At 52.5% G+C, this 26,131-nt stretch carries 19 protein-coding genes and 1 other RNA gene; 18 read left to right on the forward strand and 2 right to left on the reverse strand.

Translation table 11 applies throughout. The annotated features are described in order from the left end of the window. Nucleotides 1-30 precede the first annotated feature (30 nt). The 4 genes from TH63_RS14705 (at nt 31) to TH63_RS14720 (ending at nt 7,063) form a co-directional block, all read left to right on the forward strand. The gene (locus TH63_RS14705; RefSeq protein ID WP_048921604.1) at nt 31-1,389 is read left to right on the forward strand and encodes a glycoside hydrolase family 43 protein; all 1,359 of its coding nucleotides are present in this window, start codon (nt 31-33) and stop codon (nt 1,387-1,389) included. Nucleotides 1,390-1,702: 313 nt separating this feature from the next. After that, nucleotides 1,703-2,653 (forward strand): alpha/beta hydrolase, encoded by a 951-nt coding sequence (locus TH63_RS14710; protein WP_048921605.1) that lies wholly within the window; start codon nt 1,703-1,705, stop codon nt 2,651-2,653. A gap of 69 nt (nt 2,654-2,722) precedes the next feature. Continuing rightward, nucleotides 2,723-4,480, forward strand: a complete 1,758-nt coding sequence (locus tag TH63_RS14715; RefSeq protein ID WP_048921606.1) for a glycoside hydrolase family 43 protein — start codon at nt 2,723-2,725, stop codon at nt 4,478-4,480. Between the two features lie 54 nt (nt 4,481-4,534). Beyond that, nucleotides 4,535-7,063 carry a cellulase N-terminal Ig-like domain-containing protein gene (locus TH63_RS14720; protein ID WP_048921607.1) on the forward strand — a complete coding sequence of 843 codons (2,529 nt, stop codon included), beginning with the start codon at nt 4,535-4,537 and terminating at the stop codon, nt 7,061-7,063. A 172-nt stretch (nt 7,064-7,235) separates the two neighbouring features. Here the strand turns inward: TH63_RS14720 and TH63_RS14725 are convergent, their stop codons facing one another. Next, the gene (locus tag TH63_RS14725) at nt 7,236-9,464 is read right to left on the reverse strand and encodes an NADP-dependent isocitrate dehydrogenase (protein WP_048921608.1); all 2,229 of its coding nucleotides are present in this window, start codon (nt 9,462-9,464) and stop codon (nt 7,236-7,238) included. Nucleotides 9,465-9,825: 361 nt separating this feature from the next. Here TH63_RS14725 and TH63_RS14730 point away from each other — a divergent pair, with 361 nt between their 5' ends. The 9 genes from TH63_RS14730 (at nt 9,826) to TH63_RS14775 (ending at nt 21,330) form a co-directional block, all read left to right on the forward strand. Continuing rightward, nucleotides 9,826-10,533 carry a hypothetical protein gene (locus TH63_RS14730; RefSeq protein WP_048921609.1) on the forward strand — a complete coding sequence of 236 codons (708 nt, stop codon included), beginning with the start codon at nt 9,826-9,828 and terminating at the stop codon, nt 10,531-10,533. Between the two features lie 402 nt (nt 10,534-10,935). Further along, the gene (nfi, locus tag TH63_RS14735; protein WP_048921610.1) at nt 10,936-11,613 is read left to right on the forward strand and encodes a deoxyribonuclease V; all 678 of its coding nucleotides are present in this window, start codon (nt 10,936-10,938) and stop codon (nt 11,611-11,613) included. Between the two features lie 178 nt (nt 11,614-11,791). Then, nucleotides 11,792-11,983, forward strand: a complete 192-nt coding sequence (locus TH63_RS14740) for a hypothetical protein (protein WP_048921611.1) — start codon at nt 11,792-11,794, stop codon at nt 11,981-11,983. Next, nucleotides 11,980-12,774, forward strand: coding sequence for an SPFH domain-containing protein (locus TH63_RS14745; RefSeq protein ID WP_048921612.1), 795 nt, complete (start codon nt 11,980-11,982; stop codon nt 12,772-12,774). The genes TH63_RS14740 and TH63_RS14745 overlap by 4 nt, the downstream gene beginning before the upstream one ends. A 213-nt stretch (nt 12,775-12,987) precedes the next feature. Continuing rightward, nucleotides 12,988-13,536: a hypothetical protein gene (locus TH63_RS14750; RefSeq protein WP_048921613.1), complete on the forward strand. Its 549-nt coding sequence runs from the start codon at nt 12,988-12,990 to the stop codon at nt 13,534-13,536. Nucleotides 13,537-14,382: 846 nt separating this feature from the next. Further along, nucleotides 14,383-17,001, forward strand: coding sequence for an ATP-dependent chaperone ClpB (gene clpB / locus TH63_RS14760; RefSeq protein ID WP_048921615.1), 2,619 nt, complete (start codon nt 14,383-14,385; stop codon nt 16,999-17,001). A 462-nt stretch (nt 17,002-17,463) separates the two neighbouring features. Then, nucleotides 17,464-18,066: a HupE/UreJ family protein gene (locus tag TH63_RS14765; RefSeq protein ID WP_048921616.1), complete on the forward strand. Its 603-nt coding sequence runs from the start codon at nt 17,464-17,466 to the stop codon at nt 18,064-18,066. A gap of 55 nt (nt 18,067-18,121) precedes the next feature. Beyond that, nucleotides 18,122-18,757: a J domain-containing protein gene (locus tag TH63_RS14770; RefSeq protein WP_048921617.1), complete on the forward strand. Its 636-nt coding sequence runs from the start codon at nt 18,122-18,124 to the stop codon at nt 18,755-18,757. A gap of 239 nt (nt 18,758-18,996) precedes the next feature. Then, entirely contained in the window at nt 18,997-21,330 is a 2,334-nt protein-coding gene (locus TH63_RS14775) for a M1 family metallopeptidase (protein WP_048921618.1), read from the forward strand. A 405-nt stretch (nt 21,331-21,735) separates the two neighbouring features. Here TH63_RS14775 and TH63_RS14780 read toward each other — a convergent pair whose 3' ends face one another. Then, the gene (locus TH63_RS14780) at nt 21,736-22,428 is read right to left on the reverse strand and encodes a carboxypeptidase-like regulatory domain-containing protein (RefSeq protein WP_082161715.1); all 693 of its coding nucleotides are present in this window, start codon (nt 22,426-22,428) and stop codon (nt 21,736-21,738) included. A gap of 80 nt (nt 22,429-22,508) precedes the next feature. Here TH63_RS14780 and TH63_RS14785 point away from each other — a divergent pair, with 80 nt between their 5' ends. The 5 genes from TH63_RS14785 to TH63_RS14800 all read left to right on the forward strand — a co-directional run bounded on the left by TH63_RS14785 (nt 22,509) and on the right by TH63_RS14800 (nt 25,914). Next, the gene (locus TH63_RS14785) at nt 22,509-22,895 is read left to right on the forward strand and encodes an ArsR/SmtB family transcription factor (protein ID WP_048921620.1); all 387 of its coding nucleotides are present in this window, start codon (nt 22,509-22,511) and stop codon (nt 22,893-22,895) included. 13 nt (nt 22,896-22,908) lie between these two features. Beyond that, nucleotides 22,909-24,003, forward strand: a complete 1,095-nt coding sequence (locus TH63_RS14790; RefSeq protein ID WP_048921621.1) for an acyltransferase family protein — start codon at nt 22,909-22,911, stop codon at nt 24,001-24,003. A 66-nt stretch (nt 24,004-24,069) separates the two neighbouring features. Beyond that, nucleotides 24,070-24,774 (forward strand): YjjG family noncanonical pyrimidine nucleotidase, encoded by a 705-nt coding sequence (locus TH63_RS14795; RefSeq protein WP_048921622.1) that lies wholly within the window; start codon nt 24,070-24,072, stop codon nt 24,772-24,774. Nucleotides 24,775-24,906: 132 nt separating this feature from the next. Then, nucleotides 24,907-25,279, forward strand: a transfer-messenger RNA (tmRNA) gene (gene ssrA / locus TH63_RS20010). Between the two features lie 176 nt (nt 25,280-25,455). Then, nucleotides 25,456-25,914, forward strand: a complete 459-nt coding sequence (locus tag TH63_RS14800) for a hypothetical protein (RefSeq protein ID WP_048921623.1) — start codon at nt 25,456-25,458, stop codon at nt 25,912-25,914. The last annotated feature ends 217 nt before the right edge of the window (nt 25,915-26,131 follow it).

The raw sequence follows: 26,131 nt of genomic DNA on the forward strand, positions 1-26,131 counted from the left end.
ATTAATCAACTTAAAATAGGATTTCAACTCATGCGAAAGGTAAAGATTGCCGGGTGTCTGCTTCTGATGTTTTGTATCCTCCAGGGAATTCAGGCCCAGAATCCCATCATCCAGACTGCCTATACCGCAGACCCTGCGCCCGTGGTGTATAATAACAAACTGTTCCTGTACACCAGCCATGATGAAGACGGTTCTACCTGGTTTACCATGAACGACTGGAAGTTATATACCACTGAAGACATGGTAAACTGGACAGATCATGGCACCATTCTGTCCTACTCAGATTTCACCTGGGCCAGAATAAATGCATGGGCCCCGCAATGCATTGAGCGGGGAGGTAAATTTTACCTATATGTTCCCTTAACCACCCATGATAACAAAGGGGCCATTGGCGTAGCGGTGGCCAACAGTCCGTACGGGCCTTTCACAGACCCGCTGGGCAAGCCCTTGATTCAAAGCGGAGGCGGTGATATTGACCCTTCGGTTTTTATTAATGAGGATGGGCAGGCCTATCTGTATTGGGGCAACCCCAAATGCTACTACGTCAAACTGAACGAAGATATGATTTCTTACCAGGGAGAAGTCATGCCCGTGCCCAACACCATAGAAGCCTTTGGCAAGCGCGAGGGCAACCCCGAAAGGCCCACCACCTACGAGGAAGGCCCGTGGCTCTATAAACGCAAGGGCTTGTACTACCTTCTATTCGCCGCTGGCCCCCTACCCGAGCACATTGGCTATTCCACCAGCTCCAGCCCCACCGGCCCCTGGAAATACCAGGGCGTTTTAATGCCTACCGAGGGAGGCAGTTTCACCAACCATCCGGGCCTGGTAGATTTTAAAGGAAAGACCTATTTCTTCTACCACAACGGGGCCCTGCCCGGCGGCGGCGGCTTTACCCGCTCCGTGTCTGTAGAAGAAGCGGCATTCAAAAAAGACGGAACCCTCCAGCCCCTAAAAATGACCAAAGGAATTACCAAAGGTCTGGCTCCTTTAAACCCCTTTGTGAAGAACGAGGCAGAAACCATCGCCTGGTCAGAAGGCGTGAAAGCCATGCAGAATGAGAAAGTGGGCGTGTTCGTGACGGCCCTCCGGAGCGGCGCCTATACCAAAGTAAAAGACGTTGATTTCCGGAAAACAGGTGCTACCAGATTTACGGCCCGGTTGGGCACCACGCATAACACTGAGGTGACCCTGGAAGTACGGCTAGGAAGTGTAGACGGGGAATTACTGGGAACCGTGAAAGCGCCCCTCACCGGCGGAAATGACCGTTGGGCCCTGGTCTCTACGGAGGTTAAAAAAGTAACCGGCGTGCATGATGTCTACTTTGTCTTTAAAGGAAAAGAAAGAAGCAATATCCTGTTTTTTGATTACTGGAAATTCTCCCAATAGGCATTGCACCTGTTAACTAATGGGTCGCGCTGCCTTTGTTGGTGTTCACAGGGGCCAACAAACCCAATGGCTGGAGCATTTATGCTTGTTGTGGATAGCACCAACAAGGGCTAAAAGGACAGGATACCGCCTTCTTTTTTGTCATCCTGAAAGGATCTTGGTAGCGAACGGTAATGGCGGGTCAAAAGAGTATTTCTAGTTCGCCCACAAGATCCTTTCAGGATGACAAAAAGGGGTAATACATAAAAGGGGAAACCCTAAAATACAGTCAGCATATCAAATCTTATAGCGACCATATCTAAATCATCTCCCTATGAACTACACTCCATTAAAACTGGCTAAAAGATTCCTACTGGCCGCCTTATTAGTCTCTTCCGCCACCGCCATGGCCCAAGACGGCACTATCTATCCGCTCAAAGCCCCTGCTGAACCCAAAGCCATTCCGCTGGGCACCGGTGGCGTGGAGGGCCAGAAAGCCCCTGAGACCTGGTTCAAGCAATGGGGGGACCCCATGGCCAGAAACATCTCCAAGGCTACCCTCACGCCATTCCTGCCTGCCCCGGGCAAGGCGAATGGCACGGCCGTGATTGTGGCACCCGGTGGTGGCTACCGGTGGCTATCCATGGGCAATGAGGGCTGGGAAGTTGCCCAGGCCCTCGCCGACAAAGGAATCACTGCCTTCGTGCTGAAGTACCGCCTCCACCCTACCCCGGAATTATTAGAGGAATTTACCGCCTCCATGAATCCACCCCGCCCGGCTCCCCCTGCGTCTGCCAACGCATCGGCCAGTGCCACTCCACCCCGCATGCCGCAAGTAGATCTGTCTAACCAACTCCAAGACGCCGAAGCTGCCTATGCCCTCATCCTCAAAAGAGCCAAGGAATGGGGCGTTGATACGGACAGAATAGGCATGATTGGTTTCTCGGCGGGTGCCGGCCTCACCATGCACGCCACCCTAAACTCCAAGACCATGAAACTGGCGTTCATCGGGCCAATCTATGGTGGCATGGGTCCGGTGGAAGTGCCTAAAAATGCGCCGCCCATGTTCAACGTGATCGCTACGGATGATTTCCTTTTCAAGGGTCAGTTTGGCGTGGTGGATTCCTGGTATAAAGCCGGCATACCGGTTGAGTTTCACCTCTACCAGAACGGTGGCCACGGCTTCGGGATTGGCAACCCAGACCGAACCAGTAACCGCTGGTTTGATGCCTTCATGCATTGGCTGGACGTGAATAAATTTCTCAAGCCTCAGGCCAAGAAATAAGCAAGCGATCTTTTAAGAGAAGGCCACCTTTGGCCATTCACAGATATAAGTAACCACTTAAAATTTAAGATGAAGAGAATTGAATTTGGATCTGCTCCTCAGGGAAAAACACGGGTAAGAATACTCTGTGTTTTGGTGGCCCTGTTTTCTTTGATAGGAGTAAGCGGCAACAGCCAGAATGTAAAAATGCCTAAAAATGCCCCGGTGTTTTCGAACTCGGTCTACGAAGGCCATGACAAAGTTTACCAGGATAATCCCCTTAAACCCGGCGAGTTTTATAACCCCATTATACAGGGTGCTTATCCAGACCCGGCCATTACGCGCAAGGGCGGAGATTACTACATGGTACACTCCTCTTTCGCCATTTTCCCGGGGGTACCTATTTTCCATTCAAAGGATCTGGTGAACTGGACGCAAATCGGGCATGTGCTGGATCGTGTTTCCCAGTTGAATGTACATGATACCGGAATAAGCCAAGGGGTTTATGCCCCAGACATAGAGTATAATCCCAACAATGACACCTTTTATATGATCGTGACGGCCTTCGCCGGAGGGGCCGGGAACATTGTGGTGAAGTCAAAAGACCCGGCCAAGGGTTGGAGTGAGCCGTTCAAGCTGAACTTCGGGGGAATAGACCCCTCTCTTTTCTTTGATGACAACGGCAAAGCCTATGTGGTCCACAATGATGCCCCGGACAAAGGGAAAGAACTGTATGAAGGGCACCGGGTGATCAAGGTGTGGGACTATGACCTGGAGAAAGACCAAGTAATTGCCGGAACCGACAAGATTATCGTAGACGGTGGCGTGGACCTCTCCAAGCGGCCCATCTGGATTGAGGCCCCGCATATCTACAAAAAGAACGGACGGTATTACCTCATGTGTGCCGAAGGCGGTACCGGCGGAAACCACAGCGAGGTGGTTTTTGTGAGCGACAGCCCCAGAGGCCCCTTTACCCCCGCCCCCAACAATCCCATTCTCTCACAAAGGCATCTGAACCCCAATAGGCCACACAAAGTAGACTGGGCCGGTCACGCTGATTTAGTGGAAGGCCCCGACGGCAAACACTACGGCGTGTTTCTGGGCATCCGCCCGAACGAGAAGAACCGCGTGAACATAGGCCGTGAAACCTTTATCCTGCCGGTTGATTGGTCCGGTGAATTCCCGGTTTTCGTCAACGGGCTTATCCCCATGGAACCGAAGCTGAAAACGCCTGACGGCGTGGTAAACAAAACCGGAAAAGAGGGGTTCTTCCCCAACGGCAATTTCACCTTCGCAGACAACTTTACTTCTAAAAAACTGGACTACCGCTGGGTGGGTTTAAGAGGTCCCCGCGAGGCGTTTATTTCCCAGACAAAGAAAGGGTTGCAGATCAACCCGTTCCCGGTCAACATCAAAGAGGTAAAGCCCACCTCCACTCTTTTCCTGCGTCAGCAGCACAATAGTTTCTCCTACACTACCACCCTAGACTACAAACCTGCCTCAGAAAAAGACCTGGCGGGCATAGTGTTGCTGCAAAGCGAGAAGTTCCACTACCTGTTCGGACTTACCAGAAAAGGCAAAGACGCTTACCTGGTTCTGGAAAGAACAGAAAAAGGAACCTCAAACCTCATCGCCAGCCAAAAAATAGATATTAAAAAGCCCATACAACTTAGGGTAAAGGCAGAGGGAGACGCCTACCAGTTTAGCTACTCCACAGACGGGAAGACCTTTGTTGATCTAGGTGTCCCTGTATCAGGTGATATCCTCTCCACCAATGTGGCGGGAGGCTTCACGGGTACTTTGATTGGTTTGTACGCCACCTCGGCCAATGATATACAGCCTCAGTAAGAGCTCCTACTAACACTTATTCTTTTTGAACAGGAAAAGACGGATTCAAGAAATATGAAAAAACGAAAATTATACTCCCTGGTATTGCTGCTACTAGGGGCATTCCAGTATGCTACGGGCCAGGACTTGAAACTCAATGACCGGGAGTATTTTGAGCAGCAAGGCGTCAATGTGCTGGTGTACAATAACCTTTTTACCGGAGGCTTCAATGATGAGAAGAACGCCGGGATAGAACTGATTCACCATGGCGTGAGAACAGCGCAGGGCGGCGCGGTTCGGCTCTCCAACACGCCGGAGCAATGGGACCTTGTACCTGACATACTAAACCGGAAGGTGGACCGGGCGGCAAAGACCATAGAAGCAACGCTACGCTACAAAGAGTACAACTTTGATTCACGGGTAGTGGTGACGGCCAAGGGGAAAGGCGTAGAGATAGCGGTTTACCTGGACAAACCCCTCCCCAAAGCATTGGAAGGAAGTGCCGGGTTTAACCTGGAGTTTCTGCCCTCACAATATTGGGCGAAGAACTATCTGGTGGATGGGCGCCCTAATCTCTTCCCGCGCTATGTGGTGGGCAATACGGTGACCAAACCTAACAGCCAGAAACCGAAGCAATACAAAGGCTATGTGACCTCAGATGACCGGGGCACCGGCAAATTCATTGATCCCCTTCCGCTGGAAACCGGCCGCACCTTTCTCTTTGCCCCTGATGCCCCGGAACGGATGGTAAAAATCACTTCGCCAGATACTGACCTGATGCTGTTTGACGGCCGCATGCTGGCCCAGAACGGCTGGTTTGTGGTGCGCAGCCTGCTCCCGGCCGGCAAAACAGGCAAGGTATTGACTTGGACCATAGAGCCAAACGCCATCAAAGATTGGGTAAGAGAGCCCAACATTGGCTTCTCCCAAGTGGGCTACCTTCCTGCGCAACCAAAAGTGGCGGTTATTGAACTAGACAAGAAAGATAAACCAGCTAAAAGCGCCTTCATCTTTAAAGTAGGCGACGACGGCAAAGCCACCAAAGTGTTCAGCGGCGCTATTAAACCCTGGGGCGACTACTTCAAGTACCACTATGTGAAATTTGATTTCTCTGCGGTGAAGACGCCCGGTATCTACTACATCCAGTACGGAGGCAACAAGACCAATAATTTCCTCATTGGCGATCACGTGTACAGCAAGATCACCGATGCTACCAGCGACATCTGGATTCCCATCCACATGAACCACATGTTTGTGAACGAAGCCTACCGGGTGTGGCACGGCGAACCTTTCAAGGATGGTTACCTCCAGGCTCCGCCCAACACCGATCACTTTGACCTTCACGCGCAAGGCCCCACCACCGATACTAAGTTTAAACCGCTGGAAGTAATTCCTGGCCTGAACGTAGGCGGCTTTTTTGATGCCGGGGATTTTGACATTGAGACCGGGTCTAACATTAGCGTGGTGCAGAACTTTGTCAAAACCTGGGAAAGTTTCAAGCCCTTGCGTGACCAGACGTTCATTGACCAGAAGCAACGGTACGTAGACCTTCACCGCCCCGATGGGACCCCAGACGTGCTGCAGTTCATTGAGCACGGCACCCTTAACCTGGTAGCCCAGGCAGAGATTCTAGGTCACATGGCCCAAACGCTCTCTAACTCGGTGCTGGATAATTACCACCACCTGGGTGACGCCGCCTCTTTAACAGACGGTCTTCCCTACAACCCTAAGTTGGGCCCTTACGAAGTAGCCAAGGATGGCCGGTCCAGCGGCGTGAAGGATGATCTATGGGCCTTTACCAGCCGTGAACCCGAACTGGATCTCAGGGCCGCCACCATGTTTGCCGCCGCCAGCCGGGCCTTGAAGGGATACAACGACGATCTATCGGCAAGAGCATTGACACAGTCAAAAAGACTCTTGAAAGAAGCGACCGCTTTAATGGCCAATCAGAAGCAGGATACATCTGGCCGGGGCAATGCCGCCAACATGGCTACCAACCTCCAACTGTACATTGCCACTTCTGAAAAGCAATACCTTGATAGATTTCAGGAGCTTCTATGGCCTGCTCTGGAGCGTAACGTGAGTGCTAATTTGTTAACGGCCCTGGATGCTATCCCGCACCTGGACGCCTCTTATAAAGAAAAGCTCCGTCCGTATGTAGTGAAGTACAAAGAATACATTGCCGGCCTTGAAAAGAATAACCCTTATGGAGTGCCCATTGGCCTAACCAACTGGGCAGGCAGCGGAGACGTGACGGCCTTTGGGACCACCGTTTGCTTTGCCAGCAAATACTTTCCTGAGATCATTGACGCCAGCCATGCGTTCAAAGCGACCAACTATCTGTTTGGCGCCCACCCGTATCACAATTATTCTTTAGTAGCCACAGTGGGTGCCACACGCCCCAAAGCAGTTTTCTACGGGAATAACCGGGCTGATTTCTCCTTTATTCCAGGCAACGTGGCTCCCGGTATCTTATTCAGAAAACCAGACCATTTTGAGAACTACGACGACTGGCCTTTTCTGTGGGGACAGAACGAAGGCACCATTGGCGGAAATACCGCTTATTTGATCTTTGGATCAGCGTTTAAGAATCTGGTGAAGTAAAACAGGTAGTATTGAAAAGGCTTGAATCAGCAAATGACTCAAGCCTTTTCACATGCCAGAATTTGCCGACCAGAAGCCGCTTTTCATCCTGCCAGCTTAAGTTAGCATATAACAGAAAGGCCGCTTGAGATTTCTCCCAAGCGGCCTTTCCTTTTCTAAACTTATCTTCCTCCTAGAACTGCTGCAGGAACGTGTTCAACGTAGCACTTGGGCGCATGGCTTTCTCGGCTTTGGCCAGGTCTGGGTGATAGTACCCGCCTAAATCCACTGGTTTGCCTTGGGCGGCAATCTGCTCTTCCACAATCTTGCTCTCGTTCTCGGTGAGCTGCTTAGCCAGGTTAGAGAAACGGTCTTTCAACTCCTGGTTTTTGGTCTGCTCAGCTAAGGCCTGGGCCCAGTAAAGCGCCAGGTAGAAGTGGCTACCGCGGTTGTCAATGCCCCCTACTTTTCTAGACGGTGACTTGTCTTTCTCCAGGAACTCGGCATTGGCCGCGTTCAGGGCTTCGGCCAGAACCTCGGCTTTTTGGTTTTTGGTTTTGTAGGCCAGGTCTTCTAATGAAACAGCCAGGGCCAGGAACTCGCCCAGGGAATCCCAACGCAGGTAGTTTTCTTCCATGAACTGCTGCACGTGCTTAGGGGCAGAACCACCAGCACCGGTCTCAAACAGTCCGCCGCCGTCTAGCAGAGGCACAATGGAAAGCATCTTGGCGCTGGTACCCAACTCAATAATCGGGAACAAATCCGTTAGGTAATCACGCAGTACGTTACCGGTCACCGAGATGGTGTCTTTGCCGGCTTTGGCGCGCTCAGAGGTGTACCGAATGGCTTTCACCGGAGACATGATCTGGATATCAAGGCCGTTGGTGTCATGGTCTTTGAGATAACGCTCTACTTTCTTGATCAGGTTGGCGTCATGCGCGCGCTTCTCATCTAACCAGAAAATGGCCGGCGTGTTGGTGATGCGGGCACGGGTAACGGCCAGTTTCACCCAGTCCTGGATAGGCAGGTCTTTGGTCTGGCACATTCTCCAGATATCGCCTTCCTCCACTTGGTGCTCCATTAAGGTAGTGCCATCGGCGGTCACCACGCGTACGGTACCGGCCTCCGTGATCTGGAAGGTTTTGTCATGCGAACCGTATTCCTCAGCCTTCTGGGCCATTAAGCCAATGTTAGGCACGGTGCCCATGGTTTTAGGGTCAAAGGCGCCGTTCTCTTTGCAGAACTGGATAATCTCCTGGTAAATACCGGCATAGCTGCGGTCTGGGATCAGGGCTTTGGTGTCATGCAGCTTACCATCGGCACCCCACATTTTACCTGATGACCGGATGGCGGCCGGCATAGAGGCATCAATAATCACGTCACTAGGTACGTGTAGGTTGGTAATGCCTTTGTCAGAGTCTACCATAGCCAAGGCAGGGCCATTTTCATAGGCGGCTTTCAGGTCGGCCTCAATGGCGGCCTTCTGATCTGCTGGCAGGCTCTCAATTTTGTTGTACACATCGCCTAAGCCGTTGTTAGGGTCAACGCCCAGCTGCTTGAAGGTATCGGCGTGCTTAGCAAAAACGTCTTTGAAGAACACGGTTACCGCGTGGCCAAACATGATAGGGTCAGAAACCTTCATCATGGTAGCTTTCAGGTGCAGCGACAACAGCAAGCCGTTGGCCTTGGCATCTGCGATCTCTTTTTCAAAGAAGGCGCGCAGGGCTTTTTTGCTCATTACGGCGGCATCAATCACCTCGCCGGCCTTTAGGCTGAGCTTGTCTTTCAATACCTTGGGAGCACCGCTGGCGCCTACCAGTTCAATGCGCACCTCGGTGGGCTGCTCCACTACCACAGATTGCTCACTGCCGTAGAAATCGCCGCCGGTCATATGAGCCACGTGCGTTTTAGAATCTGCCGTCCAGGCACCCATGGAGTGCGGGTGTTTTTTGGCGTACTGCTTTACGGCATCGGCCACGCGGCGGTCAGAGTTCCCCTCACGCAGGACAGGGTTTACGGCGCTGCCCAATACCTTGGCGTAACGGGCCTTGATCTCTTTCTCGGCGTCGGTTTGCGGGTCTGCCGGATAATCTGGGATGTTGTAGCCCTGGGCCTGCAGTTCTTTAATGGCCGCGGTGAGCTGCGGAATAGAGGCAGAGATGTTGGGCAATTTAATGATGTTGGCTTCGGGGGTCTTGGCCAGGTCGCCCAGTTCCGCCAGGTCATCGGCCTGCTTTTGCTCAGCCGTCAGGTTCTCCGGGAAGGTAGCCAGAATACGGCCGGCCAGGGAAATGTCTCTGGTTTCTACTTCAATGTCGGCTGCCTTGGTGAAGGCCTTTACAATGGGCAGGAACGAGTGCGTGGCCAGGGCCGGCGCCTCATCTGTGATGGTATAAATGATTTTAGCGGTATTTTTCGTCATAGCGTTCTTTTGGTTTAGGGTATAGGGCCCGGGCCTGTGGCGTACCGGCAGGAAACCCCTGCGCGGCCTCCTTATACGCACCGGACAAGGATTGGCAAATATAAGCGTCTTTTCTTTACAGGCTACCCCGGCGCCCGCCTTTCCTACCAATCAAATAGACATAAAGAAAACAGGCTACTGCGGAAGCGCTAAATTGTGTTTTAAGCCCGTTTTCCCAAAAACGGGCTTAAAACACAATATGGGTATACCTCCCCAATATTTAGAGTAGGGGCATTGCCCTTCAAGGTTAGTATTGGAACGAGGCAGCCAAAGGGAATGCTCCAACCATTTACTTTTACCCGAAGTCCTCGTATATAGCGTTATGAAGATATACCTTCCCCTCCTGGGCCTTGGCTTGCTGCTGGGCTGCCAAAGCAATTCCACCACCCAAACCCCGGAAAGAACCAGCCCCGCCACCGCCACCCTGGCAAAATCTGAGGCCCGTCGGCAAGCCGATGTCCTGGTAAAGGACACTCTGAATGCGGTGCAGGAAGAAGTGGTGCGCAAACCGTCGCCCAAGGCCGAAGATGATTTTGAGAAGTTTTTCAAGCGGTTTGAGAAAATCATTAAAGAGCAGGACCGTGCTGCCTTCAACCAACTCATTGACCCCGAGCTGGGCCTTTACCTCATTGACACCCCCGGCGCCATGCCCCAGTTTACCCGCGTCACAGACATTACCACCTTCAAGCGCGCCGACCAGCAGCAGCGGCCTTTCTTCACCATTGGCGAGACCTTCAAAGACTGCCACCTCAAAGAAGTAAAGACCTTGCCCAAAGTCACCTGCGAAGGCGACGTAGAACCCTATTCTGAGCACGGCTGCTTTATAGCCGACGCCACCGCCTTCCGGAAAAACGATGCCTACAAATATGCTAGTTTGCCACCTGACGAAGAGAAAACCGTAGGCCAGACCCAATTGCTTGTTCAGAAAACCGTGCTGCATACCGCCAGCGGTTTCAAATTCCATTTCGGGCAGGTGAAGGGCCAGTGGAAAGTGCTCTTCATTGACCTGATGATTCCGTGTAGCGCGTAAACGGTAGCAAGTAGTGCGTATCACGTAGCAAGACACAGGATATGGGACATTGGACACAGGACATAAATCGTAAGGCCGTCTCCTTGGTCTGTCCCCTGACAGACCAACAAAGCAGGGGTGCGGGTTGAAGCGCAAAGAGAATGGTTGCAGGTTTAGGCGCCGTCTTTCCGTCCTGTCAGGGGACAGGCCGGAGGTAGGTTTTAAAATATCCGATTACAATATTGATCGTCCCCCTTCAAAGGGGGACGGAATGCGTGGGAATCCTAAAGACGGAACAAGCCTTCCAGCCAGGCGAAGCATCCAAAGAACTAAGAGCCCGTAAGAGAAAAGGCAATTCCTGTTTTGGGCCCGTTTTCCCGAAAACGGGCCCAAAACAGAACTTTCAACTCCTAACTCCCTCCTATGGCCTGGCCCAACCATCTTCCGCCCCCAGATCCAAAGATTGTCAAAGAATTAACCGAGAAGCAGGAGCAACTCCGGCAGCAGGTTATCCTCCAGAAACCAGACTTTGAGCTGAAGTTGCTGGCAGGTTGTGACTCATCGTTTATAGGGGAGAACATCTTGTCGGTGTTTGTGGTCTTGACCTACCCGGAGCTGGAACTGGTGGAGAAGGTGTACCACTACGGGCCGGTGGAGTTGCCCTACATTCCAGGATTTCTGGCGTTCAGGGAGGCGCCCAACCTGGTCAAGGCCTATGAAAAACTGCAGCACAAACCAGACCTGATCATGGTAGACGGCCACGGCATTGCGCACCCGCGCCGCCTGGGCATTGCCAGCCAACTGGGCGTGCTCCTGAACAAACCTACCATGGGCGTGGCCAAGAAAGTGCTCACGGGCAAGCACGAGGAACCGGCTATGGAGAAAGGCAGCATTACGCCCCTCACCCACCGCGGCGAACTCATTGGCGAAGTGATCAGGACCAAGGACAAGGTGAAACCGGTGTTTGTGTCGCCGGGGCATTTAATGGACCAGGAAACTGCCACGGCCATCGCTTTGAAAACAGCCATCAAACACAAACTACCGGAACCCACCCGCCTGGCCGACCACTACGCTGAGGTGTTCAAAGCCGAGGTTCGGTAAGTCAATATAGACCTCTTAAAGCGATTTAATAAGCATAGCACAAAGGCCCGGCGACCTCGTATCGCCGGGCCTTTATGGTAAAACCCAAGAAACTCCCTAAGATTCACCGCCCAACCCTAGCCTTCTCTATATAGATTGTTTAATATTGGTTTCTGAACCTGCTTGTCGGCTACCACCCATGAAACCCAAACAATTGCTTTTGCTGCTACTGCTCATCCCGGTAGACTTCCTTTCCTATACCCAGATTACCCAATTGCTGCGCCAGCCCTCAGACAGCTCCGTGATGTTCGGCGCTTTCTTTTTATTGGCCTTACTAGTCGGCAACTTCATTATCATCCGGTACCTCATCTTTAAATTCAAACGCCCATGACCCGCCCCGTCCTCACCAGCATTATCTCTGGTCTGTTAATTCTAGTGTTCGCCATTACGGCTACCCAGTCCTGCACCCGTATTGACGCCGGGCATGAAGGAATTCTGGTAAAAATGTACGGCACCGAGAAAGGCGTGCAAGATGTGTCCCTGGTGACGGGCCGCGTCTGGTTCAACCCTTTCACCGAGGACGTGTATGAGTTCCCTACCTTCATCCAGACCCAGGACTATACCGCTTTCACGGTCAATGCCCGAGACGGGTCGGTGTTCACTGTTGACCCCACTATTTCCTTTTTCGTGAAGCCGGGGGCGTCACCTCAGATTTTCAAGAAGTACCGCAAGCCCATTGATGTGATCGCGCAGACCACGCTGCTTAACTACGTGAAAGACGCCTTCAGAATCAGGCTGAACCAGTACAGCACCGAGGAGATCATTTCTAAGCGCCAGCAGTTTGAGGCCCAGGTACAGTCTACCCTGGACTCGGCGCTGCAGAAAGACGGCTTCAAGCTGGAGCAGATGACCAGCGGCCTCTCTTACCCAGAGGAAATTGTACGGGCCGTGAACCTGAAGAACCGCGCCGTGCAGCAGGCCATGCAGGTAGAGAACGAACTGAAGGTTGCCGAGGCCCAGGCCCGCAAAAAGATAGTGGAGGCCCAGGCCGAAGCCGATGCTAACCGCCTGCGCCAACAGACCCTCACGCCGCTGCTCATCCAGCAACAGTTCATTGAGAAATGGAACGGTGCCACCCCTCTTTACGGCAATTCGCCGGTGTTCTTCAAAAACATGGAGTAGGCGCAGGCACGCCAGTTCTGAGTCTTGAGTTATAAGTTCTGAGTCTGATCTGTTTTAAGGCCGTTTTATCGAAAACAGGCTTAAAACAGACAGCGGCTTTTGGCGGTGCAGGTTGATTGCTTAACCTAACAGCACGGCGGCACGTCTATAGGTGTGCAGCCGGGCTGTTGTTTTTCTGAGGCCCAGCTTCCCTAACCCAACGCAACCAAAACTATGGAAACCATCAAGACTTTCACCGCAACTACTGAAGACGAACTTTGGCAACAGGTAGCCACTGATATGGCCCAACACCAGGACCTCCTGCAATATTCCGCGCAATTAAACCAGGGCGACCAGACCATCTACTTTGATATTGACATAGACCTGGGCGGGGGGTTTGAAGGCGGATTCTCCAGCACCAGTTTTCTGGCGCCCGTCCCCGGCAACCCTTCCCTCCGGTTCCACCTGCACGAGCAGGATTGGGTGAATGAAATCGGTACGGTCTTCGGTCTGGAAGATATTAAACTGGGGGACCCCGAGGTAGACGAAGCCTTCATCATCAAAACCAACCAACCCGACACCCTCAAAGCCCTCTTCGCAGACCCAGACCTCCGCGCCTTCCTCCTCACCCACCGCGACTGCGAACTGGAACTGAAACATCATGACGACGAGGGCGGCCTACAACTGACCTTCTCAAAAGATGACGCTATCTTAAATCCCGCAGAACTTCGGCAGGTGTACCACTGGTTGCGGGAGGTAGTGGCGCGGGTGAGCGGAGAGTAAGGGAAAGGCGTTTTACCGGTGTTTTGCGGAAAACGGGATGGAAACGAGTTGATCTGCAAAAGTGGTCATCCCCCTACCCCCTTCGAAGGGGGACGAGGAAGAGGGCAGCAGTATTTCCTCTTTTATGGCGCGGAAGCTACTTGCGTGCCTTTTGAGTTTGGAGATTTATCGTGCAGATTTACCCTCCTTTGTAAACACCCCTCTTCAGAGCTTCGCTCGCTTCCTCAAACTCGCGTTTGGGTAATCCTCAAGGGGAGAGTCTGCGTTTAGTTGGCGCTGCAGCGTTTTGAGCCTGTTTTTCAGAAAATGGGCTTAAAACACATTCCTCACACGCGCCATGCTGTTCGGGATTTTCAATCCCGAACTTCTGAAAAGCGGATTTGCAATCCGCCGGGGAACCAAGAACAAAGTCGCTACCGCCGGGGATTGCAAATCCCCCTTTCGGAACTTCCGGATTGCAAATCCGGAAGAGCTAAACTTTCATTCCCCAATTCCAGTCTTTACCTCGGGCGCCTCGCTTGTGGCCCTGCAACAGATTAAGCTAAGAGCGATAAACAAGAGTAGGCCGCAAGGGCAATGCGAGGGGGAAAGACGGGGTCCCGCGGCCGTGAGCGCTCGGAGGGGAAAAATGAAACATTACAGCATAAGGACTCAGGCATCAGCTACCACTACGCCAGCAACGGCCAACTGCATGCATAAAGGCGAAAAATTCCCGCCATTATGTCCATTTACCCAAAATCAACCTCTCAATTTACTGTCATTATTTCCGAAAAACGTCCTATTCCCATATCGGTACCCCATTTGCTAGTATCGTCGTAGAAACAAAAGGGAAAAGAAAATAAAGCCATGAACTTTAACAACTATACCATCAAATCGCAGGAGGCGGTGCAGAAGGCCACGGAGATTGCCGGCGTCAACCAGCAGCAGGCCATTGAGACCGGCCACCTGCTCAAGGGCATCCTGCAAACCGATGAGAACGTCTCCAACTTCTATTTCAAGAAGCTGGGCGTGAACATCAACCAACTCAATACCCGCCTGGACGAGGTGGTGAACGGCTACCCCAAGGTCAGCGGCGGAAGTCCGTATTTGGGAAATGACGCGGCGGCGGCCCTGCAAAAGGCTACCTCTTATCTGAAAGAATTCGGCGATGAGTACGTGGCCATTGAACACTTGCTACTAGGCTTACTGGGCGGCAAAGACAAAGTAGCCACCCTGCTCAAAGACGCGGGCATCACCGAGAAAGGCCTGAAAGCGGCTATCAAAGAACTGCGCGGCGACTCCAAAGTCACTGACCAGAACGCCGAGGCCAAGTACAACTCGCTCAAGCGCTACGCCATTGACCTGAACGAGCAGGCGCGCCAGGGCAAGATTGACCCCGTGATTGGCCGCGACGAGGAAATCCGCCGGGTGCTCCAGATCCTGAGCCGCCGGACCAAGAACAACCCTATTCTTCTGGGGGAACCGGGCGTGGGTAAAACCGCCATTGTGGAGGGCCTGGCCCAGCGTATTGTGTCTGGCGACGTACCTGAGAACCTCAAGTCTAAAACCATTATGAACCTGGACATGGGCCTGCTGGTGGCGGGCGCCAAGTACAAGGGTGAGTTTGAGGAACGCCTCAAAGCGGTCATCAAAGAAGTGGTGGACGCCGAGGGCGAGATTGTGCTCTTTATTGACGAGATCCACACCTTGATTGGCGCGGGCGGAGGTGGCGAAAGCGCCATGGACGCGGCCAACCTCTTAAAACCAGCCCTGGCCCGTGGCGAACTGCATGCCATTGGCGCCACCACGCTCAAAGAGTACCAGAAGTACTTTGAGAAAGACAAAGCCATGGAGCGCCGGTTCCAGGCCGTGACCGTAGATGAGCCCAGCATTCCAGACGCCGTTTCCATCTTACGCGGTATCAAAGACAAGTATGAACTGCACCACGGGGTGCGTATTAAAGACGATGCCATTATTGCCGCCGTGGAACTCTCCAGCCGTTACATCACCGACCGGTTCCTGCCCGACAAGGCCATTGACCTGATTGACGAGGCGGCCTCCAAGCTGCGCATTGAGATGGACTCTCTGCCGGTAGAGCTGGACGAGGTGCAGCGCAAGATCATGCAGCTGGAAATTGAGCGCGAAGCCATCCGGAGGGAAAACGACAAGGAAAAGGAAAACCAACTCTCCAAAGAGATCGCCGACCTGAGCGAAACCCGTGATGCCCTGCGTGCCAGATGGCAGAGCGAGAAGCAGGTCATTGAAGGCATCCAGAAAGAGAAAGAGGCTATTGACCACTACAAACTGGAAGCCGAGCAGGCCGAACGTGCCGGTGATTACGGCCGCGTGGCGGAGTTGCGCTACGGAAAGATCCAGGAAGCCGAGGCCAAGCTGAAAGAACTGCAGGATCAGGTGAAACAACAGCAGGAAGGCGAGCACATGCTGCAGGAAGAAGTCACCGCAGAGGACATTGCCGAAGTAGTGGCCAAATGGACCGGCGTACCGGTGAACAAAATGCTGCAGAGCGACCGCGAGAAATTGCTGCACCTGGAAGAAGAACTGGGCCGGCGCGTGGCCGGTCAGGAGGAAGCCATTGCCGCCATTTCTGATGCCGTGCGCCGCAGCCGGGCCGGGCTGCAGGACCCCAAGCGCCCCATCGGGTCGTTTATCTTCCTGGGGACAACCGGGGTGGGTAAAACTGAACTGGCGAAGGCCCTCGCGGACTTCCTGTTCAATGACGAGAACGCCATGGTGCGCATTGACATGAGCGAGTACCAGGAACGCCACGCCGTGAGCCGCCTGATCGGGGCGCCTCCAGGATACGTGGGTTATGATGAAGGCGGCCAACTGACTGAGGCCGTGCGCCGGAAACCCTATTCTGTCATTCTGCTGGACGAGATTGAGAAGGCGCACCCAGACGTGTTCAACATCTTGCTACAGGTACTGGATGACGGTAGGTTAACGGACAACAAAGGCCGGGTAGCCAACTTCAAGAACACCATTATCATCATGACCTCTAACATTGGGGCGCACCTTATCCAGGAGAACTTCCAGGATCTGGACGAGAAGAACCCTGAGCCCACCATTGAGAGAACCAAGGAAGAGGTGTTTGAGCTCCTGAAGAAAACGCTCCGGCCGGAGTTCCTTAATAGGATTGACGAGCTGATCATGTTCCGTCCGTTGAGCTCCAAAGAGATCCGGAAGATTGTGGAGATTCAGTTCCGCCACATTCAGGAGCGACTGGAGGACAGCGGCATCCGTCTGGAAGCCACCGACGAGGTACTGGACTTCCTGAGCCGCGAGGGTTACGACCCGCAGTTTGGGGCCCGCCCATTGAAACGCGTGCTGCAGCGCCGTATCCTCAATGAGCTCTCCAAAGCCATTCTATCTGGTGACATCCGCAAAGATGCCGTGGTAGAAGCGGTGCTGGACCGAGACCAGATCAGGTTCGTGAACATTGACATTGATCTGCCGGTGAGCCGCTAAGGCACTAACTTATTCCTTTGCAAAGGGGCGGGAGAAATCTCCTGCCCCTTTTTTTGTTTTCCCCTACCTCACCTCTTACCAAAAAAGTAGTATTTCATTCCGTTTCAAGGGTGTTTTCCGGAAAACAGTGCAAAAACAGAAACAGCCTTAAACCCCCTGCTTCCGTCCGAAAGGCTGGGGAAGATGCAAGTTTTACTACATCAGCAAAGCCCCAGCCGCACACCAAGTGAATATAACTTTAGGGTACTGAAGAATTTTTAAGTTGTTTTAAAAAGTGTTAAAACTAAATATTCAGGGAACACTATTACATTAATCCATGAACCAAGCGTAGCATGAGGGTTTATTTAAGGCTTTCTCTCCTTTACCATTTCCCCAGATTATTCAATCTTTACCCCTACCCTTGCCTAATCAAGCAATTTTTATAATTTTGTTTGTTCCTGTATTACTAAAATAGCCGAAATAGTGTCTTCTGTCTTCTCTACTTATCTCCAATTAGGGTTTCAGCATATTTCAGATTGGCGTGCCTATGACCACATGGTGTTTGTGCTGGCTATGTGCGCCGTGTACTCCGGCAGTGAGTGGCGCCGCATTCTGGCCCTCATAACCAGTTTCACCATTGGGCACTCCATCACGCTGGCGCTGTCCACGCTGGAGATCATCAAATTCAATACCGCCCTCATTGAGCTTCTGATCCCTGTCACTATTCTGCTCACCTGTATCTACAATTTCACGCAGTTGGGCACTTGCCAGCGTCGCAGCACCACGGCCTGGGCGCTGAACAACGTGCTGGCCGTTGGGTTTGGCTTGGTGCATGGCATGGGCTTCTCTAATTACCTCAAATCTCTGCTGGGCCAGGGCCAGAACATTGTGCTGGAATTGTTCGCATTTAACGTAGGTATTGAGCTGGGGCAATTGCTGATTGTAGTCTTCGTGTTACTGCTAAACTTTATGCTGACCCGCATGTTACCTGTTAAGAAACGCGACTGGGTTTTGGGGGTGAGCAGTGCCGCCGGGGCCATTGCCTTAATGCTTATTTTGGATCAGGATTTTACGGCTATTTTTTAGAAAACTGCCGTAAAACAGGAAAAACAAGATCCCTTACTTTTAGCTGCTTTTCCTGATGCTCGCCGAGTCTTACCGTGTGCTGCAAGTCCCATTTGGCACAGACATGCCCCAGGTAAGGCATGCGTACCGGCGGCTGGTGCTCCAGTACCACCCAGACCGTAACCGCGAAGCCGGGGCGCAGGAAATGTTTTTGCGGGTACAGGCCGCCTATGAATACCTGCAGCGTTTCCACAACGTGGTGCCCGTTACCGCCTATGCCACCGCCGGCGCAGCCTCCGCCTCACAGCCTAAACCGCAGCCCGTTTCAGACTGGGACCGTTACCAGTATGTGTATGACCCGCCGGCAGACCCCAAGGAATACAATGCCTGGGCCGCCGTGGCCCGTGAACGCGCCCGCAAACAGAAGGAAAAAGACCACGCCGCCTACATACGCGCTACGCTGGCCATGAAAAAGAAATGGTGGTACCCCGTGGCCCGCTACGGCAGCTATGGCGTCCTGCTTTTTGGCGTACTGGTGGGCGCTTCCTTTATCTCCATCCCTATATTCTTTTTGCTGAATGGCTACTTCAAACCCAGCCTCATGGGAATTATCACGGTGCCCATGGGCCTGAAAATAGTGCAGGTAATGCTGGCGTTTAGGGTAGACATTAGAAAGCATTTCGGGGAGGACCTGCCGGAGACCGTTTCCTAGGCCATGTAATTTTGTTCTTTGCCCATATTTCGCCAATTTGCTGCATTAGAGCTTGCTTAAACTTTGATTTTGCAGGCGAAAAATGCTAATGCACGGTTCTGCCGAAGCGATTTATGAGCAGCGTAGCAGCGCTACGGTGCGAGAAAAACGCAAGCGCAGGTTCTTGCAATGGCGTTTTGCAGCGCAAAAGGCAATTTTAAACAAGCTCTTACCCAAACAACAAACCGCACTTTTTCTTAATGAAACACTTCTTATTTGCTTCTGGGCTACTCCTGAGTCTGGCGGCACCGGCCCTGGCGCAGGAAAACATTGATAAGTCCAAATTCAGGCAACTGGCCCAGGAATTACCAACCCCCAACACGTACCGCACCGCTTCGGGGGCGCCTGGCCATGAGTACTGGCAACAGCGCGCCGACTACAACATCAAAGCCGAGCTGAACGATGACAACCAAAGCCTCATTGGCTCTGAGACCATCACCTACACCAACCTCTCGCCAGACGTGCTCACGTATCTTTGGGTGCAGCTGGATCAGAACATCTTTGAGAAAAATTCCATGACCAGCCTCACCCGGAGCACCAAGATTCCGGAGAAACCTACCTTCGGCGTAGCCGAGGCTCTGGCGGAGCAGACGTTTGACGGCGGGTACAAGATCAAGTCGGTGAAAGATGCCAACGGCAAAGCCCTGCCCTACATCATAAACTTCACCATGATGCGCATTGACCTGCCCCAGCCGCTAAAGCCGAAGCAGTCTGTGAAGTTTTCCATTGACTGGTCCAACCTCATCAATGACCAGAAAAAGCAAGGCGGCCGTGGCGGCTACGAGTTCTTCCCTGAGGATGGCAATTATGAATACCAGATGGCGCAGTGGTTCCCGCGCATGGCCGTGTATGATGACGTAAATGGCTGGCAGCACAAGCAGTTCCTGGGCACCGGCGAGTTTGCCCTTCCGTTTGGGGACTATAAAGTAAGCCTGACCGTACCCGCTGACCACGTGGTAGCCTCTACCGGAGAGCTTCAGAATGAAGACGTATTAACCTCTACGCAACGCAACCGTCTGGCCCAGGCCAAGAAAGCCAACAAGCCGGTCTTGATCGTGACTCCAGAGGAAGCCCTGCGGGCCGCGAAAAACAAAGCCAAAGGCAAGAAGACCTGGACGTTTGTGGCCAAAGACGTGCGTGACTTCGCGTGGGCCTCTAGTCGCAAGTTCATCTGGGATGCCATGAACGTGAACTACGCCGGCAAGAACACGCTGGCCATGAGCTATTACCCTAAAGAAGGCAACCCTTTGTGGGGCCAGTATTCCACGGAGGTAGTGGCGCACACCATCAAAGTGTACTCTAAGTTCACCATTGACTACCCGTACCCGGTGGCCATCTCAGTACACGGCGCCGTGGGCGGAATGGAGTACCCGATGATCTCGTTCAACGGAGGCCGTCCGGAGAAAGACGGTTCTTACACCGAGCGCACCAAGTACGGCATGATCTCCGTGATCATCCACGAAGTGGGCCACAACTTCTTCCCGATGATCATCAACTCTGATGAGCGCCAGTGGACCTGGATGGACGAAGGCCTGAACACCTTTGTGCAGTACCTGGCTGAGCAGGAATGGCAGCGGGACTACCCGTCTAGCCGCGGTGAGCCTCGCAACATGACCACGTACATGAAAATGGACAAAAGCATGCAGCAGCCCATCATGACCAACTCTGAGTCGGTGACGCAACTGGGCAACAACGCCTACGGCAAACCGGCCACCGCCCTCAACATCCTTCGCGAAACCGTGTTGGGCCGCAAGTTGTTTGACTACGCCTTTAAGGAATACGCCCGCCGTTGGGCCTTCAAACACCCTATGCCCGCAGACTTCTTCAGAACCATGGAAGATGCTTCCGGCACTGACCTAGACTGGTTCTGGAGAGGCTGGTTCTATACCACTGACCACGTGGAACAAGAGCTTACCGGCGTGAAATGGTACGCGGTAGACACCAAGAATCCTGAGGTGGAGAATGCCCGCCGCCGCGCAGAGATCAATGAGGCCCCAAAAAGCCTGTCGCAGCAGCGTAACCTGCAGGACATCCCTAAGACCCTGCTTGATGCCAAACCAGAGCTAAAGGACTTCTACAATACCTATGACCCGCTGGCGGTGACCGCCGAAAGCAAGGCCCAGTACCAAAAGTACGTGCAGAGCCTTACCCCAGAAGAGCGTGCCCTACTGGAAAAAGGCCTGAACTTCTATGAGGTGAGCATCAAAAACAACGGCGGACTAGTGATGCCGGTGGTGGTGCAGATGACCTTCCAGGACGGCTCTAACCAACTGGTGCGCATTCCCGCGGAAATCTGGCGCTACAATGACCAGGAAATCACCAAGGTGTTTGTGACCGAAAAGCCGGTGGTAAGTTTCCTGCTGGACCCGTTCCAGGAAACCGCCGACATTAACATGGACAACAACGCCTATCCGCAGCGCGCGCAGCCTAGCCGCTTTGAGTTGTTCAAGCAGCAGCCCCAGGCCATTACGCCTAACCCGCTGCAACGCCAAATGCAGCAACAACCGCAGGCCGCACCTACCAGCAACCGGTAATCCTGTTTTAGGGCTGTTTTCAGAAAAACAGCCCTAAAACGAGTTTGTGACAGAAAGGGCCGCTCTTTTACAAGGGCGGCCCTTTTCGTTTTCCCCGGAGGTAGTGACTCAATAACTTTTGTAGGGGCAATCCCTGGTGGTTGCCCTAATACGGTAACGAACGTGTAGGGGCAACCACCAGGGATTGCCCCTACTTTTCTGCCGTAACTTCCATCCTCTCCTTCGCACCCCCTTTGAAGTGGACAAAAAATCTTCTCCCTCCTCATACTACCCTTCCCCCTTAGAGAGAAGGAACTGGTGCATTGCGTTTTGGGCCTGTTTTCTGAAAAACAGGCCCAAAACAAGAAACGGCAAGTCTTCTGTCTCCAGAGGTGCCTTGCCGTTTCTTGTAGCTACCTATAAAATCTATTCTTTCTTCTTAAAGTCTCCGCGCTTAATGCCTTTGATTACTTCATACCAGGCAAAAGGGTTCAGGAGCGGGTTGGTGGCCCCCGGGTTGTAGCCGCCGCGGCGCATGTTCTGCTGGTTTTGAAGGCCCATGTAGGTGCGGTGGTTGGAGGTAGCGTCCATGGGCGTGTTCCTGAACATCTGGTCCAGGATCTGCTGGCTCATGGCATTCTCGCGGTCAATGTCGCCAATAGGCGATTTCATGGCCAGCACGGCTTGGGTAAGATCCCGGAAGGTAGTGTACGGGAACACCCTGATCTCAGGCAGCATATTGGGGTCTTCCAGCATTTCAATAATGATGGAATAACTGTCCTTGGCGAAGTTTTCCGGAATCACCAGAGACTGCTTGGCATAGCCCAATGAACTGAACACCACGCTATCGCCGGTTAAGACCGGCAAAGAGAAATAACCATATTCATTGGTGTTGGTGCCCCTCCCGGCCTTAGGTATGTAGACACTGGCACCCGGCAACCCGAAAAGGCTGTCGCCGGCGGTGATCACCCCGGTAAGCTGTACTACTTTGCGGCCGCCCTGGGCCTGGGCAGAAGAAACATTGAGAAGTGACAGAAACAGGAGCCCCAGGGAAAAGCGCATTAAAAGCAGCCACTTGCGCGAGAACGAACGGGAAAGGAGAAAATATAGCGTAGTCATGGGTAAGATCGTTTACAAGTATAGGCTTTTTATGCTACTTTGTGCCGTAGCGCTTTAAATAATTTACGAAGAGATACTCCATGAGGCTCAAAAATTTTAACGTCAGTTTTGGGGAACAAGTATTCAAGGCCCTGAGCGATGCCTCCAGAATTCGGGTTCTCCACCTGCTGTTGCGCAACAAGGAGCTCTGCATCGCGGACCTGGAACTGGTCCTGGACTTTACCCAAACTAAGACCTCGCGCCATCTCATCTACCTAAAGAACACGGGCTTGGTCTCTTACCGTAAACAGGACCAGTGGGCGTTTTATTATATCAAAGATGAAATGATGGACTTTCTGCAGCAGATGTTTGGCTACATGGAGAAAGACCAGCAACTGCTCAAAGACCAGCAAGTGTACCAGACCCTGTTTTCTAACCGCGAACTGGCCGTGAACCGGCTGCAGCAGCGGCGTTTTACGGGTATTTAATCGCGGCTGCATTTTGACCCAAGAGAAAGCCTACTTCCCGGCCCTCACCGGCCTTCGCGCCGTGGCCGCCTTGCTGGTGTACGCGCATCATGCCCTTATTCCGTCTATTGGCGCTACTCCTTTCGGTTTTCTGGGGCAGGAGGGGCATCTGGGTGTAAGCATCTTCTTTGTGTTGAGCGGTTTTTTGATTGGCGCCCGGTACAGCAACTCTTTTACCAACATCAGTCTGGCTGAAACCAGGCGCTTTTTCCTGCACCGGTTTGCCCGGCTCTACCCCATGTACCTGCTGTGTACCATAGCGGCTCTTTTGTTCAGGCATGATGTCAGGGGCATTAGTTGGGGGGTAAATTTGCTCATGGCCCAGGGCTTTTTCTCAGATTTGGCTTTTAGTGGCATAGGCATAGGCTGGTCGCTCACCGCCGAGGTCTGCTTTTACCTGGTGGCCCCGCTCCTGCTCTTTTATTTGCCCAGGCTCGGCGTAGCCGGAAGTGTAGTGGCAGTGGTAATTATTGGTGCTTTGCTGGCCGTGGCAGGCAACACGTTTCTTGCGTATGGCTTTATCCCGGACTGGCATTACTTCCTCCGGATGACCTTCTTTGGCCGGTGCCTTGAGTTCTGCCTGGGTATCTGGCTGGCCCGGCACCTACTGCGTATGTCGGCCCTCGGCCTCACTACCCGCGTGCCAGACGGGCTTTGGACCTATACCAGCGCACTCGTTCTGCTGGGGGGCATGCTGTTCCTGAACGCCTTGCCGCGGCTGTTCCCGGCTTACCAGAGCTGGCTGTTCCTGGGCACTTATCATGTGCTGTTACCGGTGGTCATTGCGGCGCTACTGTGGGGGCTTTGCCGGGAAACCACGGTGCTTTCCAGGGGGCTGGGGTCCCGACTGGGGCAGGAGCTGGGCAAAGGCTCCTATATTTTCTACCTGGTGCACTATACCTTCGGGTTTGATCTGCTGTACTTTCATGTGTGGCCCAACCGGGGCGGGGTCCTGCTTCTGCTGGCAATTTTTTCCGTGGCCGGCTATTATCTCCTGGAAGCCCCCCTGCACAAAAGTATCATCCGGGCGGGTGCTTTCACCCTTCCCCTCAAAACAAAACCGCTCTAAGTTCATTAATAAAGAAGAACTTTGTGCAGAGCTGGCTCGTTCCAGAGAAGCATTGCCGTTTACCCCATGAGAAAACCAAAAACGTACCGTCACCTGTTCTTTGACCTGGACCACACCCTCTGGGACTTTGAAAAGAACTCAGAGGAGACGCTTTATTACCTGTATGACCACTTCAAGCTAGGCGAACTGGGGAATTTCTCCCGCGAGTCCTTCTACAAAAAATACAGCTTTGTAAACACCCGCATGTGGGACCTGTTCCATAAAGGCAAGATCACGCAACAGCAGCTCCGCGAGAACCGGTTCACCAAAAGCCTAACCGGCCTGGGTATGGCTGCCGCCGATATTCCGGAAGGTTTGAGCAAAGCCTTTACGGACATCTGCCCTACCAAGACGGCGGTCTTCCCCTTTACCCATGAGGTGCTGGACTACCTGCAGCAGAAATACACGCTGCACATTATCACCAACGGGTTTAAAGACGTGCAATACATCAAGATGAAATCCGCTAAGCTGGATACTTATTTCTCTGAAGTGGTTACCTCTGAGTGCATCAATATCACCAAGCCAGACAAACGCATTTTTCAGCACGCCTTAGAGCGGGCCGGGGTAACCGCCCAGGAAAGCCTCATGATTGGTGATAGCCTGGACGCCGATATCCTGGGCGCTATGAACGCAGGCATTGACCAGGTGCTGTTTAACCCCGAGAAAAAGCGGCCCCGCCTGAAGCCTACCTATGAGGTGCACTGCCTCAGCCAGCTCAAGGAGTTTTTGTAGAAAGCCGTTTTAGGCCTGTTTTAGCCAAAACACCTCTGAAACAGGGAACCAGAAAAGACTGGTATTTGTCTTATATTTGGTTACTTTTGCAGGCATCGGCCGTAGAATAACCGAGATAGTTCTTTCACAATTGGGGATGACCGGAATTGACAGCTTGAGCAAGCTGAGTGTAAGCATGTCGGGAGTTGGCTGTTTTCCCGTAAATCAGAATTGACCGACTATTATCTGGCGAGTCTAACTACGCCATGGCTGCCTAGTCTAGGTACTAAGCATTTTGCCATTGTCCTGCAGCTCCTCGGTTCGGTGGGGGTTGGTCACAGGGCATCGTAATGCCGATCTAGTGTAGTCCAAGGTGCGGGGACTGCATGAAACTAAAGCATCTAAGGTGATTTCATAGGCCAGGCTTGGGCCTGAACTCACACGAAAACCTAACCAAGACTAAACATGTAGAAAGTGCTCAAGTTTCCTTGTCTGGACCAGGGTTCGAATCCCTGCATCTCCACTTTAAAAGCCCTTGTTACTTTTTGGTAGCAAGGGCTTTATTATTTACCGCTTCCTTTCCCGGAAAAGGACAAAAAAACTAATCCACTAATGTTTGTTTTCACCTCGCTTTTGCTTAAAATTGAACCGTCTGCAGAAAGCCCGTCCCCACGCCTTGTTCAGCTTTAACCAAAGAAAGGAATGCCTAAAAACTTGCCATTCCAGGAAATACCCCAGCCAGCATTCAGCACCGACTTTGTCTCTATCCTGGTTTTTGAGGCCTACTCGCTGCTTTTTCTAAAGTGGAAACGGCAAATTACTTTGCCCGAACGCAAAATTGGCTTTTTGAAAGGACTGGAGTTAACTAACCAGCACCACATTCGCTTCTGGCTGATTGACGATCTGGAAATTTCTATCATCAGGGAGGAAGAAAAGGCCTGGATCCTCACGGATTGGGTCACCGAATCTTCTAAGTCTTCCATTCTCAAACTTGGGGTGGTTACGCCAGATTTCTATCCTTCTTTGGTAGCCAATACCCAGTTCACAGACACAGGCAAAGAGAATTACCAGGCCACTGGCACCATCCAACACGAGGTTTTCACGGATTACACCAGCGCCTTGCATTGGCTTTACCCCAAAGGAATACCAACACTTTCATAATGTTGCTTCTATTGGTGTCACTTTAAAGCAACAACGTATGTTTGAAAACTATGCTTTCCTGTTTTAAGCACGTTTTCAAGGAAACAGGCCTAAAACGCTCAAAAGGTTTCCAGGCACACAAGTAACGCGAGATTCAGTAAATAAAAGAGGGCGTTGGTGTAAAACCAACGCCCTCTTTTATTTACTGAATCTCAAAGAAGCCTTAAGCTCCTCTCCT

Origin of the sequence: Rufibacter radiotolerans, assembly GCF_001078055.1 — a bacterium.
Classification (GTDB): Bacteria; Bacteroidota; Bacteroidia; order Cytophagales; family Hymenobacteraceae; genus Nibribacter; species Nibribacter radiotolerans.

Bases quoted from the DNA above. Each gene is read 5' to 3' on its own strand.
- TH63_RS14705 (WP_048921604.1), top strand. From the start codon at position 31: ATGCGAAAGGTAAAGATTGCCGGGTGTCTGCTTCTGATGTTTTGTATC.
- TH63_RS14710 (WP_048921605.1), top strand. From the start codon at position 1,703: ATGAACTACACTCCATTAAAACTGGCTAAAAGATTCCTACTGGCCGCC.
- TH63_RS14715 (WP_048921606.1), top strand. From the start codon at position 2,723: ATGAAGAGAATTGAATTTGGATCTGCTCCTCAGGGAAAAACACGGGTA.
- TH63_RS14720 (WP_048921607.1), top strand. From the start codon at position 4,535: ATGAAAAAACGAAAATTATACTCCCTGGTATTGCTGCTACTAGGGGCA.
- TH63_RS14725 (WP_048921608.1), bottom strand. From the start codon at position 9,464: ATGACGAAAAATACCGCTAAAATCATTTATACCATCACAGATGAGGCG.
- TH63_RS14730 (WP_048921609.1), top strand. From the start codon at position 9,826: ATGAAGATATACCTTCCCCTCCTGGGCCTTGGCTTGCTGCTGGGCTGC.
- nfi (WP_048921610.1), top strand. From the start codon at position 10,936: ATGGCCTGGCCCAACCATCTTCCGCCCCCAGATCCAAAGATTGTCAAA.
- TH63_RS14740 (WP_048921611.1), top strand. From the start codon at position 11,792: ATGAAACCCAAACAATTGCTTTTGCTGCTACTGCTCATCCCGGTAGAC.
- TH63_RS14745 (WP_048921612.1), top strand. From the start codon at position 11,980: ATGACCCGCCCCGTCCTCACCAGCATTATCTCTGGTCTGTTAATTCTA.
- TH63_RS14750 (WP_048921613.1), top strand. From the start codon at position 12,988: ATGGAAACCATCAAGACTTTCACCGCAACTACTGAAGACGAACTTTGG.
- clpB (WP_048921615.1), top strand. From the start codon at position 14,383: ATGAACTTTAACAACTATACCATCAAATCGCAGGAGGCGGTGCAGAAG.
- TH63_RS14770 (WP_048921617.1), top strand. From the start codon at position 18,122: ATGCTCGCCGAGTCTTACCGTGTGCTGCAAGTCCCATTTGGCACAGAC.
- TH63_RS14775 (WP_048921618.1), top strand. From the start codon at position 18,997: ATGAAACACTTCTTATTTGCTTCTGGGCTACTCCTGAGTCTGGCGGCA.
- TH63_RS14780 (WP_082161715.1), bottom strand. From the start codon at position 22,428: ATGACTACGCTATATTTTCTCCTTTCCCGTTCGTTCTCGCGCAAGTGG.
- TH63_RS14785 (WP_048921620.1), top strand. From the start codon at position 22,509: ATGAGGCTCAAAAATTTTAACGTCAGTTTTGGGGAACAAGTATTCAAG.
- TH63_RS14795 (WP_048921622.1), top strand. From the start codon at position 24,070: ATGAGAAAACCAAAAACGTACCGTCACCTGTTCTTTGACCTGGACCAC.
- TH63_RS14800 (WP_048921623.1), top strand. From the start codon at position 25,456: ATGCCTAAAAACTTGCCATTCCAGGAAATACCCCAGCCAGCATTCAGC.